Source organism: Bradyrhizobium sp. 4 (assembly GCF_023100905.1).
In the GTDB taxonomy this organism is placed as follows: Bacteria; Pseudomonadota; Alphaproteobacteria; order Rhizobiales; family Xanthobacteraceae; genus Bradyrhizobium.
Window position 1 is genome coordinate 234,281 of record NZ_CP064686.1, and the last position, 11,545, is coordinate 245,825.

9 protein-coding genes are annotated in these 11,545 nt (G+C 63.9%); 6 read left to right on the forward strand and 3 right to left on the reverse strand.

Annotation, left to right across the window (positions count from 1 at the left end; all coding sequences use genetic code 11):
* Positions 1 to 74: 74 nt before the first annotated feature.
* From IVB45_RS01165 to IVB45_RS01175, 3 genes are all read right to left on the reverse strand, one after another.
* Entirely contained in the window at positions 75 to 3,671 is a 3,597-nt protein-coding gene (locus tag IVB45_RS01165) for a PAS domain S-box protein (protein WP_247363183.1), read from the reverse strand.
* On the reverse strand, positions 3,649 to 4,077 hold the full coding sequence (locus tag IVB45_RS01170; protein ID WP_247363182.1) for a response regulator: 429 nt from the start codon (positions 4,075 to 4,077) through the stop codon (positions 3,649 to 3,651). The genes IVB45_RS01165 and IVB45_RS01170 overlap by 23 nt, the downstream gene beginning before the upstream one ends.
* Before the next feature lie 191 nt (positions 4,078 to 4,268).
* The gene (locus IVB45_RS01175; protein ID WP_247284743.1) at positions 4,269 to 4,985 is read right to left on the reverse strand and encodes a GntR family transcriptional regulator; all 717 of its coding nucleotides are present in this window, start codon (positions 4,983 to 4,985) and stop codon (positions 4,269 to 4,271) included.
* Between the two features lie 95 nt (positions 4,986 to 5,080).
* Between IVB45_RS01175 and IVB45_RS01180 the strand changes: the two genes are divergently transcribed.
* From IVB45_RS01180 to IVB45_RS01205, 6 genes are all read left to right on the forward strand, one after another.
* Positions 5,081 to 6,100 (forward strand): ABC transporter substrate-binding protein, encoded by a 1,020-nt coding sequence (locus IVB45_RS01180; protein WP_247363181.1) that lies wholly within the window; start codon positions 5,081 to 5,083, stop codon positions 6,098 to 6,100.
* The gene (locus IVB45_RS01185; protein WP_027568369.1) at positions 6,100 to 6,861 is read left to right on the forward strand and encodes an ABC transporter ATP-binding protein; all 762 of its coding nucleotides are present in this window, start codon (positions 6,100 to 6,102) and stop codon (positions 6,859 to 6,861) included. The genes IVB45_RS01180 and IVB45_RS01185 overlap by 1 nt, the downstream gene beginning before the upstream one ends.
* A gap of 11 nt (positions 6,862 to 6,872) precedes the next feature.
* Positions 6,873 to 7,730, forward strand: a complete 858-nt coding sequence (locus IVB45_RS01190; protein ID WP_027568368.1) for an ABC transporter permease — start codon at positions 6,873 to 6,875, stop codon at positions 7,728 to 7,730.
* Positions 7,727 to 9,466, forward strand: a complete 1,740-nt coding sequence (gene araD, locus IVB45_RS01195) for an L-arabinonate dehydratase (protein ID WP_247363180.1) — start codon at positions 7,727 to 7,729, stop codon at positions 9,464 to 9,466. The genes IVB45_RS01190 and araD overlap by 4 nt, the downstream gene beginning before the upstream one ends.
* A gap of 10 nt (positions 9,467 to 9,476) precedes the next feature.
* Positions 9,477 to 10,196, forward strand: coding sequence for a ribonuclease activity regulator RraA (locus tag IVB45_RS01200; RefSeq protein ID WP_247363179.1), 720 nt, complete (start codon positions 9,477 to 9,479; stop codon positions 10,194 to 10,196).
* 83 nt (positions 10,197 to 10,279) lie between these two features.
* The gene (locus IVB45_RS01205; RefSeq protein ID WP_247284748.1) at positions 10,280 to 11,371 is read left to right on the forward strand and encodes an SMP-30/gluconolactonase/LRE family protein; all 1,092 of its coding nucleotides are present in this window, start codon (positions 10,280 to 10,282) and stop codon (positions 11,369 to 11,371) included.
* The last annotated feature ends 174 nt before the right edge of the window (positions 11,372 to 11,545 follow it).

Consider the following 11,545-nt stretch of genomic DNA (forward strand, 5'->3'; position numbering starts at 1 on the left):
GACTTGGCTCGGAGTGTTTCCGGGTATCGCTTCGCTCAGCCGGGCTACGGGCTCTCACCCCGCCCGACGCGCTATCAACTGCTCAACGCCTTGCGGATGGCCCGCGCCAGATCCGATTTGCGATAGGGCTTCGCCAGCAGCAGAACGCCCGAATCCAGCCGGCCGTGATGGATGATCGCGTTCTCGGTATAGCCGGACGTGTAGAGCACCCGGAGATCGGGACGCGTTCTCTGCAGTTCGTCGGCGAGCTGCCGTCCGTTCATCTTGCCGGGCATGATGACGTCGGTGAACAGGAGGTCGAACGGCTTTCCGGCGGCGACGATTGCGAGCGCCTCCGCAGCGTTCGCAGCCTGCAAGGTGACGTAACCGAGCGAATGCAGCTGCGCCAGCACGTAGTCACGCACCAGCCGGTCGTCCTCGACCACCAGGATCGTCTCGTGTCCGCCTTCGATGGTCGCCGGCGTCACGCTGTCGCCGACCAACGTCGGCGTCTTGCCGGGCGGCAGATACATCTTGATCGTGGTGCCGTGGTCTTCCTCGCTGTAGATCTTGATGTGGCCCGCGGACTGCTTGATGAAGCCGTAGACCATCGAAAGCCCGAGTCCGGTGCCCTTGCCGGGTCCCTTCGAGGTGAAGAAGGGGTCGAACACCCTGGCCAGCATGTTGGCGGGAATTCCGCTGCCGGTGTCGCTCACGGCGATCATCACGTAGTGGCCCGGCGGGACGTCGTTGACGCTGGCATAGACCTCGTCGAGATAGGCCGCCCCCGTCTCCACGATCAGCTTGCCGCCGCCGGGCATGGCATCGCGGGCATTGAGCGCGAGGTTGAGGATCGCGGTGGTGAGCTGGCTGGGATCGACGATCGCGACGCAGTTCTCGTCCTCGAACACCGATTCGATATGGATCTGCTCGCCCAGCGTCGGCCGCAACAGTTTCGCGGTGTCGATGATCAGTGCGTTGACGTCGATCTCGCGCGGCTGGAGCGGCTGCTTGCGCGCAAACGCCAGCAGGTGCTGCGTCAGCTCGGCGCCACGCCCGGCGGCCTCGTCGATCATCTTCGTGATCGCGGCGAGCTCTGGCTCCTTGGCCACCGCGTCGGCCAGGATCTCGATCGTGCCGGTGATGACGGTGAGGATGTTGTTGAAGTCGTGCGCCACGCCGCCGGTGAGCTGGCCGACCGCCTCCATCTTCTCGGCCTGGCGGATGCGCTCGTCAGCCGCGATCTTGTCGGTCAGGTCGCGGTAGAACGAATTGAAAAGAACGCCTTCGCGTCGCCGGAGCGCCGTGACACTGAGTTCGGCCCTGAACTCCTTGCCGTCGCGCCGCCGTACCAAAAGTTCGCGCCGTGGATTGGCCAGCGATTGTTGCTCGGATTCGAGAAAGAGCTTCAGTCTGGCCCTGACGCTTTCGCGCTCACTGGGGGCGACGAAAAGCTCAATCGCATTCTCGCCGATCGCCTCCTCACGCGTCCATCCGAAGAGCTTCTCGGCCTGCGAGTTCCAACTCAGGATGGCGCCGGTGTGGTCTGTCTGGGTGAAAGCATCGAGCGAGGTCTCGACGATGTTGCGCGCAAGCTGTTCGCTGTCCCGCAAGGACTCCTGTGCAAGCCTCGCCTCCGTCATGTCGCGCCCGACAAAGAAGTAGCGCTGGGCATGGTCGGACCAGCTGCCGAGCCAAGACAGCCAGACCTCGCGACCGTCCTTGTGGAAGCAGCGGGTGTCGGCGAGCTTCAGCCGCTCGCCGCGCCTGAGCGCGCGCATCTCGTCGCGCGACTGGTCGAGATGGCCGGGATGAATGAAATCGGCGCCGCTGCGGCCGATCATCTGCTCCGGCCGGTAGCCGATAATGGCCTCGCTGCTCGGACTGATCTGCGCGATGTGCCCGCGCGCGTCCATCACCATGATCAGATCCTGCGAGGTCTCGAAGATCTGACGCCGTTCCTCGAGCTGCTGCTGCAGCGCCCGCTCGGCCCGCCGCGCCTCGGTGAGGCTGCGCGCGGTGCCGGAGGCGCCCACGATCTCGCCTGACGGGCCCCTGATCGGCGACAGGCTGAGTGAGATTTCGACCGGCGTGCCTTCCTTGCGCAGGCGCACGGTCTCGAACCGTTCGATCGGTTCTCCTCCGGCGATCCGCCGCAAATAGTCCTTGCCTTGCTCGCGTCGGTCGGGTGGGACGATGATCGAGGTGGATTGCCCGATCGCCTCATTCGCCGAATAGCCGTAGAGACGCTCGGCGGCGGCATTCCAGCCGGTGATGATGGCGTCGAGCGATTGCATCACGATCGCGTCGTCGGAGGATTCGACGGCGGCGCTGAACAAGCGCTCGCGCGCTTCATGATGGCTTCGCGCGGCCTCGGTGCGGCGATGCTCCTCGATCTCGCGTTCGAGAGCGGCCGTCTTCGCTCTGGTTTCTTCGACCATTTGGGCGAATGCCCTCGCCAGCACGCCTGTCTCTCCGCTCGCATCGACGGGAATATCGGCGCGCCGCCCGCTGCCGATCGCCTCCACCGCCGCGGTCAAACGCCCGATCGGCCGCGTTAATGAGCGCGCCAGCAGCACCGCAAGCAAAGCTGCGGCAAGGACAGCAAGCAGGCCGACCAGCGAGGAGGTTTTTTGAATGGCCGCCGGAACGCGGCTGAACACGGATGCGGGGGCCGTCTCGATGATAGCCAACCACTCCTTGCCAGCCAGCAGCGCCGGTGCGATCGCCGCTCCACTCGGCCGGCCAGACCGGTCGCTCGTGAGCTGCGTGGATCCTTGCGGCTGGCCGGCCCGGGCTGCAAAGAAAGGAAAGTCCCGGCGCCAATCGTTGGCGTTGCCAAGCAATGCACCGAATTCCCGCGCGCGATCGGGGTGGACAAGATAGTCGCCACGCGAATTCACGACATAGATTTCTCCTCCTGCGCTCGCGGTTGAACGAACCCGGTCGAGCGCGGGACGCATGTCGATGTTGGCGATGATGATGCCGAACGGCTTGCTATCAGGCGTGAACAGCGGCGTCGCGACGCGCAACGTCGGAATGTGAGGATCCGTGGTTCCTCCCTGCCGGGTGGCGAGATCGATGGGCGAAACATAGATGTCGCCCGGCGCCAGTCGAATCGTCTCCTGGAAGTAGGTTCGTTCGCTCTTGCGTTCGAGTTCGCCGTTGGGAACAATCCGTGCTGCTCCGTTCTGGCCGGCGCGATCGACGCGGACCAGTTCGCGTTGATCGTCGTCAAGGCCGATGATTCGAAATTGCCCGTAGCTTGGTTTCGCGTCGATCTCGGCTGCGAACCGCGCTGCGATGCGCTCGCGCCAGGTTTGCTCCGAAACTCCGTCGACTGCGTCGATGCCTCCACCGACATGGGCGCGGATCAGGCCATTGATGGCAGCGGCGGAGCGATAACCGAGCAGATCGCCACGGGCGCCGGCAACGTAGGATTCAAGATGGGTGGCCAGCAGGCTCGACTGGGCTTCAATCCGTTCCAGGACCCGCGGAATGACGGCTTGGGTGATGTTGCGATAGCCGAGCCAGCCGACTGCGGCCACGGTGACCGCCACCAGCAGGATCATCGCGATGGCGAGCCGCGTAGCGAGGGTCATGGGGAAATTTACACCGCTTCCTGAATTGCCGTGCCCGGGCTCGGTTGGAATAGAATGAAGGTTCTTGTCATCGGCGGCCGGTGCTGACATCCGGATTCCTCACCGATGCCGTCCGCGCCGCGTCCAGGCAGCCGGCGACCGCGGCGAGCAGCGCGTCGGCCCGGAACGGCTTCTGCAGGCTCGCCACCGCGCCGAGCTTGGTCGCCATCTTGAGGAAGTCCGGCTCCGCATGGGCGTCCGGCGTGAACGAACGGCCGGAAATGACGACGATCGGAATCGCTGGCTGCAGCGCCCGGATGTGGCGCATCGTCTCGAGGCCGTCCATGCCGGGCATGAAGATGTCGAGAAACAGCAGGTCGAACTGGCTGGCCTCGAACAGCGCAAGTCCCTTGCGGCCGTCTCCGGCGACGGTGATGTGATGACCAGCCCTCTCCAGGAGCAGCCGAATCGTCATCTGCACGGCCGGGTCGTCATCCACGATCAGGATGTTGGCCACGTCTGGTATCCTCCGGGCCGATGGGGTCTCCCAGCGACCGCAAATCAAACCATCAACTCTGAAATTGTTGCGCGGATTGCATCCGGCCTGCAAGCACTTCGCCATCGATCGACGATTGCTCGCGAAAGGCGAATCGGTTGCGTCAATTTATGCACGGTGACGTGCACAACTGCTCGCGACGCGCCATAGGCTTAGTCGGTCAAATATTCCGGATAGTGGCTCCGGATCGTATCGAGCTCGCTCAGCGTGCCCGACAGGTGCTTGCGCAGATGCTGTTGCGCAGCATCGGCGTCGCCGGCCTCGACCGCGCGCGTGATCAGCTTGTGGTGGCGGACGATGTTCTGGGCCTTGCCCGGTGAGGGCAGATGCAGCCGGCGCAGCCGGTCGATATGTCCGCTGCGGCTGCGCACCAGCGTCCAGAGTTCCTGCTTGCCGGCCGCGGCGTAAAGCTGCGCGTGAAAATCATTGTCGCCGGCGATGAAGCTCTCGAAGTCTCCGGCCTTGGCGAATTGCTGCTGGAGCGCGATCGTGTGGTCGAGGCGTATGACCAGAGCGTCGTCATGTTGCTCCGCGAGCAGCCGGACGATTTCGAGTTCCAGTGCCTGGCGCAGGAAATGAGCCTGCTCGGCCCGGCCGACGTCGACTCGGCTGACGACGGTGGCGTGCTGCGGAAACACGTCGACCAGACCTTCTTCCTCCAACCGCATCAAGGCGTCGCGGATCGGCGTCGAGCTGACGCCGAATTGTGCGGCGAGATCCGTGCGCGACAGCGGCGAGCCGGGCGGCAGTTCGAGCGCGAGAATGGCGTTGCGCAGGCGCTCGAACACTTGCGGCGCGGCCTGCCGGGCCCGGTCGAGCCGCGCGCCGGGGCGGACGGCCGCGCGGGATGCGGGTTGGGCTGTTTCCATGCGAAGGGCTCCGGCCGGCCTTGCCTTTGAGGCACTAATGCATTAGTGCATTAGCAAGATCGCTCGTCAATGGCGGCCGGAGGAAACGAACAACAATGATCAAGCAATTGCAGTGTGGCCTCACGGCCGTCGCCCTGATCGCCGCCACGGCGCTGACGGTTTCGTCCGCGTCAGCGCAGCAAAAATCCGAGATCTCGCTGTCGCGCCAGCCCGGCATTTTCTACATGCCGAGCCACATCATGGAAAAGCAGAAGCTGATCGAGAAGCACGCAGCTCAGCTCGGGGTGGCCGGTGTCACCACCAAATGGGTCACCTTCTCCGGCGGCGGTGCGCAGACCGATGCGCTGCTCGCGGGCGGCGTCGATATTCTCAACACCGGCACCGGCAATCTCTTGTTGCTGTGGGATCGCACGCGCGGCGGTGTCAAGGGCATCGTCGCGACCTCGGCGCAGCCGATGACGCTGATCAGCCGCGACGCTAACATCAAGTCGATCAGGGATTTCGGCCCCAGCGACAAGATCGCCGTGCCGACGGTGAAAGTCTCGACCCAGGCGATCGTGCTCCAGATCGCCGCCGCCGAGGCTTTTGGTGCCGACCAATGGTCGAAGCTGGACGTCAACACGGTGCAGCTCGGCCACCCCGACGCCTATGCGGCACTGTCCAACGCCAAACACGAGGTGCACACCCATTTCTCGATCCCGCCGTTCACCTTCCTCGAGCTGAAGAACGTGCCGGGCGCGCATGTCGTGCTGTCGTCGCCGGACGTAATGGGCGGCCCGCTCAGCCAGGCGCAGTTCTTCACCACCACGAAGTTCGCCGATGCCAACCCGAAAATCATCCAGGCCGTGCGTGATGCGACCAAGGAAGCGCAGGATCTGATCCGCAGCGACACCAGACAGGCGGTCGAGATCTACAAGGAGATCACCGGTGACAAGACCTCGGTGGAAGAGCTGCTCGACCTCCTGAAGGAGCCCGGCATGATGGAGTGGAATCTCGAGCCGCAGGGCACGATGAAATTCGCCGCGCATCTGTTCAAGACCGGTACGCTAAAGACTCAACCCAAGGCCTGGACCGATTACTATCTCCCCGTCGCCCACGATCTGAAGGGCAACTGATGGCGCTGCTCGACGTCAGCTCCGTGACGCTGCGTTACAAGACCTCCAGCGCCGTCGTCACCGCCACGGAAAGGGTGAGCTTCACCGTCGACAGGTCCGATCGCTTCGTGCTGCTCGGGCCGTCCGGCTGCGGCAAATCGACCCTGCTCAAGGCCGTCGGCGGCTACATGGCGCCGAGCGAAGGCCGCATGACCATCAACGACCGCGAGATTCACGGTCCCGGCGCCGATCGCATGATGATCTTCCAGGAGTTCGACCAGCTGCTGCCCTGGAAGAGCGTGCTGGCCAACGTGATGTTTCCGCTGCTGACCGCGCGAAAATTGTCGCGCAAGGACGCCGATGCGCGGGCGCGGGCCTATATCGAGAAGGTCGGCCTGACCCGCGTCGTCGATGCTTATCCGCACACGCTCTCCGGCGGCATGAAGCAGCGCGTCGCGATCGCGCGCGGCATGGCGATGGAGCCCGACATCCTGCTGATGGACGAGCCGTTCGCCGCGCTCGACGCGCTGACGCGGCGAACCTGCCAGGACGAGCTACTCCAGCTCTGGAGCGAGACCAAATTCACCGTGCTGTTCGTAACCCACTCGATTGCGGAAGCGATCCGCATCGGCAACCGCATCCTGCTGCTGTCGCCGCATCCCGGCCGCGTCAAGGCCGAGGTGGTCGACGTCGACAAGGTCTCCAATGACGATGGCAGTGCCGGCCGGCTCGAGAAGGAGATTCACGATCTCCTGTTCGCCTCCGAAGCCACGGCGCATTGAGGGAGCCTCTCATGGGCGAAGCCAGAATCCTGCTGCGTGAGGCGCCGGTCGCCGGCAGCGCAGCCGAAGTCGAGCGCAAGCTGAGCGTGCCCGAGCTGTTGTGGAACGATGGTTTTGTCCGCAAGACCGTCATCATCCTGTTTCTCGCGGCGGTCTGGGAGGCCTACGGCCTCACGCTCGACAATCCCCTGCTGTTTCCGACGCTGCACGACACCGTCATCACGATGTTCGAGCGTGTGAAGGACGGCACCATCCCGATGCGCGCCTGGGCCTCGCTGAAGGTCCTTTTCATGGGCTATTCGGCCGGCATCGCGCTCGCCGCGATCTTCACCGTGCTCGCGATCTCGACCCGCATCGGCACCGATTTCCTCGAGACTGTCACGGCGATGTTCAATCCGCTGCCGGCGATCGCGCTGTTGCCGCTCGCTTTGATCTGGTTCGGTCTCGGCAATGGCAGTCTGGTGTTTGTGCTGATCCATTCGGTGCTGTGGCCGGTCGCACTCAACACCCATTCCGGCTTCAAGAGCGTGTCCAACACGCTGCGCATGGTCGGTCGCAATTACGGCCTGCGCGGATTGCCTTACGTCGCGAAAATCCTCATCCCCGCGGCGTTCGGCTCGATCCTGACCGGCCTCAAGATCGGTTGGGCCTTTGCCTGGCGCACGCTGATCGCGGCCGAGCTGGTGTTCGGCGTGTCCTCGGGGCAGGGCGGGCTCGGCTGGTTCATCTTCGAAAACCGCAACCTCCTCGACATACCTGCGGTCTTCGCCGGCCTCTTGACGGTGATCATCATCGGGCTTTTTGTCGAGAACCTGATCTTCCGCGCCATCGAGCGGAACACCGTGCAGAAATGGGGCACCCAATCATGACCAAGAAGAAACTAACGCCCGACCAGCTCCGCAGCGCGCGCTGGTTCGCACCCGACGATCTCCGCTCATTCGGTCACCGCTCCCGCACCATGCAGATGGGCTACGCGCCGGAGGAGTGGAAGGACCGCCCGATGATCGCGATCCTCAACACCTGGTCGGACGCGCAGCCCTGCCACATGCACTTCAAGTCGCGCGTCGACGACGTCAAGCGCGGCATCCTGATGGCCGGCGGCCTGCCGCTGGAGCTGCCGGCGCTGTCGCTGTCGGAATCGCTGCTCAAGCCGACCACGATGCTCTATCGCAATCTGCTGGCGATGGACGCCGAGGAGCTGCTGCGCAGCCATCCCGTCGACGGCGTGGTGCTGATGGGCGGCTGCGACAAGACCACGCCGGCGCTGCTGCTGGGCGCCACTTCGATGAACATTCCGGCGATCTATCTGCCGGCAGGTCCGATGCTGCGCGGCAATTGGAAGGGCAAGACGCTCGGCTCGGGCTCGGACGGCTGGAAATACTGGGACGAGCGCCGCGCCGGCAAGATCTCCGACAAGGACTGGCTCGACATCGAAGCCGGCATTGCCCGCAGCTATGGCACCTGCATGACCATGGGCACGGCTTCCACCATGACGGCGATTGCCGAGGCGATCGGCATGACGCTGCCGGGCGCCTCCTCGATTCCTGCCGCCGACGCCAACCATATCCGCATGGCCTCCGAATGCGGTCGCCGCATCGTCGAGATGGTCTGGGAAGATCTGACGCCGAAGACGATCCAGACCCGCAGGGCGTTCGAGAACGCGATCGCAGTGGCGATGGCGATGGGCTGTTCGACCAATGCGATCATCCATCTGATCGCGCAGGCTCGCCGCGCCGGTCTCGACATTGGCCTCGACGATTTCGAGATTGCGAGCCGCAAGGTGCCCGTCATCGCCAATGTGCGGCCGAGCGGCGATGCCTATCTGATGGAGGACTTCTTTTATGCCGGCGGCTTGCCGGCATTGATGGGCCAGATCAAGCCGCATCTGCATCTCGACTGCATCACCGTCACCGGTAAGACTGTCGGCGAGAACATCGATGGCGCCGAGGTTCACAACGACGATGTGATCCGCTCGATCGACAATCCCATCTACAAGGAAGGTGCACTCGCCGTGCTCAAGGGCAATCTCGCGCCCGACGGCTGCGTCATCAAGCCGAGCGCCTGCGCGCCGCGCTTCCTCAAGCACACCGGGCCTGCGCTGGTGTTCGACGATTATCCGTCGATGAAAAAGGCGGTCGATGATCCCGATCTCGATGTCACCGAAGACCACATTCTCATCTTGCGCAATGCGGGGCCGCAGGGCGGACCGGGCATGCCGGAATGGGGCATGCTGCCGATCCCGACCAAGCTCGTGAAGCAGGGAGTCCGCGACATGGTGCGGATCTCCGATGCGCGCATGAGCGGCACCAGCTACGGCGCCTGCATTCTGCACGTAGCCCCGGAATCCTATGTCGGCGGACCGCTGGCGCTGGTGCGGAACGGCGACCGCATCACGCTCGATGTCGCTGCCCGCACCATCAATCTCGATGTGTCGGAGGCCGAGCTCGACAAGCGCCGCGCCGCCTGGAAGCAGCCCGAACGCCGCTTCGAGCGCGGCTATGGCTGGATGTTCACCAAGCACATCAAGCAGGCCAATGACGGCTGCGACTTCGACTTCCTCGAGACCGATTTCGGCGCGCCGATCGGCGAGCCCTCGATTTACTAGAGAGCGTGACATGACCAAACTTACCGAAGCCACCCGCAACAAGCTCAAATCCGTCTCCACCGCCACCGTCGCCACCGCGTTGTTCAAGCGCGGCCTGCGCATCCAGATGATCCAGGATGTGCACCCGCTCAGTGCCGACCAGCCGACCATGGTCGGTGAAGCCTTCACGCTGCGCTATATGCCGGCCCGCGAGGATCTCAACACCATCGAGGTCTTCAAGGACCGCTCCCATCCGCAACGCAAGGCGGTCGAGGATTGCCCGCCAGGCAGCGTGCTGGTGATGGACAGCCGCAAGGATGCACGGGCCGCTTCCGCCGGTGCGATCCTGGTCACGCGCTTGATGAAGCGCGGCGTCGCCGGCGTCGTCACCGACGGCGGTTTTCGCGACTCGGCCGAGATCGCCAAGCTGGGTATCCCCGCCTACCACCACCGTCCGAGCGCGCCGACCAATTTGACGCTGCATCACGCCATCGAGATCAACGTTCCCATTGGCTGCGGTGATGCGCCGGTGTTTCCCGGCGACGTCATTCTCGGCGACAGCGACGGCGTGATCGTGATCCCCGCGCATCTCGCTGAAGAGATCGCCAACGAGACCTTCGAGATGACCGCGTTCGAGGACTTCGTCACCGAGGAAGTCAACAAGGGCCGCGGCATTTTCGGTCTCTATCCGGCGACGGACCCGCAGACGCTGACCGACTTCGGCGCATGGCGGAAGGCGAACGGAAGGTAAGGGCCACGCGCCGGCACCAGATCTTTTCAAGAAACAGGCCGGCCGCAGCAAGCGCCGGCCTTAAATCAGCCGGGGAGGATTCCATGAATTTCACACGACGCAATCTCTTGGCTGGCGCTGGCGCGGCGGCGGCTTCCACGCTTTTCGCCCGCGCCGCCGGTGCCCAGTCGTTTCCGTTCACGCCGAACCAGCGCTATCCCGATCCCGCCATCCAGATCCTCGATCCCGGCTTTGGAAAATACCGACTCTATTCCTCGACGGTCGAGCAGGTCGCAACGGGCATGCGCTGGGCCGAAGGCCCCGCCTATTTTCCCGAGGGCGGCTATCTGCTGTTCTCGGACATTCCCAACAACCGGATCATGAAGTTCGACGAGAAGACCGGGCAGACCAGCGTGTTCCGCGCCAATGCGAACTACGCCAACGGCAATGCGCGCGACCGCCAGGGCCGCCTCGTCAGCTGCGAGCACTCCGTGACCCGCCGCATCACCCGCACCGAGAAGGACGGCAAGATCACCGTGCTGGCCGACAAGTTCGAGGGCAAGCGGCTGAATTCGCCGAACGACATCGTGGTGAAATCCGACGACAGCATCTGGTTCACCGATCCCCTGTTCGGCATCAACGGCGAGTGGGAGGGCAAGAAGGAGAAGGCCGAGCAGGCCACCACCAACGTCTACCGCATCGCCAAGGACGGCAAGATCAGCGCTGTGCTCACCGACCTCGTCAATCCAAACGGCCTCGCCTTCTCGCCGGACGAGAAGAAGCTCTACGTCGTCGAGTGGAAGGGGACCCCGAACCGCAGCATCTGGAGCTACAATGTCGGCGACGACGGTTCGCTCAGCGGCAAGACCAAGCTGATTGACGCCACCGACCAGGCCTCGCTGGACGGTTTTCGCGTCGACCGCGACGGCAATCTCTGGTGCGGCTGGGGCTCCAACGGTGCGCTGCAATCCGAGCCGGCCGACATCGCCGGGCGCAAGGTGTTTCAGCTCAAGGGCAAGTCGGAGGATCTCGATGGCGTGATGGTGTTCAACGCGGACGCCAAGCCGCTAGCCTTTATCAAGCTGCCCGAACGCTGCGCCAATCTCTGCTTCGGCGGACCGAAGAACAATCGCTTGTATATGGCCAGCAGCCACTCGGTGTATGCGCTGTATGTGGAAGCGCACGGGGCGGTATAGGTTTTGTGGGGCGATAGTTGGCGCCTCAATTTCGATGTCGTCCCGGCGAAGGCCGGGACCCATAACCACAGGGCGGAGTTTCGCGAAGATTCGTAATTAAGAGATTCCACGGTACGAATGCCGTGCTTCATCGATCAATCACGCGGTATGGGTCCCGGCCTTCGCCGGGACGAC

Excerpts from the sequence above, each read along its gene's own strand:
- araD (WP_247363180.1), top strand. The coding sequence starts at position 7,727 with ATGACCAAGAAGAAACTAACGCCCGACCAGCTCCGCAGCGCGCGCTGG.
- IVB45_RS01165 (WP_247363183.1), bottom strand. The coding sequence starts at position 3,671 with ATGTCAGCACCGGCCGCCGATGACAAGAACCTTCATTCTATTCCAACC.
- IVB45_RS01200 (WP_247363179.1), top strand. The coding sequence starts at position 9,477 with ATGACCAAACTTACCGAAGCCACCCGCAACAAGCTCAAATCCGTCTCC.
- IVB45_RS01175 (WP_247284743.1), bottom strand. The coding sequence starts at position 4,985 with ATGGAAACAGCCCAACCCGCATCCCGCGCGGCCGTCCGCCCCGGCGCG.
- IVB45_RS01180 (WP_247363181.1), top strand. The coding sequence starts at position 5,081 with ATGATCAAGCAATTGCAGTGTGGCCTCACGGCCGTCGCCCTGATCGCC.
- IVB45_RS01185 (WP_027568369.1), top strand. The coding sequence starts at position 6,100 with ATGGCGCTGCTCGACGTCAGCTCCGTGACGCTGCGTTACAAGACCTCC.
- IVB45_RS01190 (WP_027568368.1), top strand. The coding sequence starts at position 6,873 with ATGGGCGAAGCCAGAATCCTGCTGCGTGAGGCGCCGGTCGCCGGCAGC.
- IVB45_RS01205 (WP_247284748.1), top strand. The coding sequence starts at position 10,280 with ATGAATTTCACACGACGCAATCTCTTGGCTGGCGCTGGCGCGGCGGCG.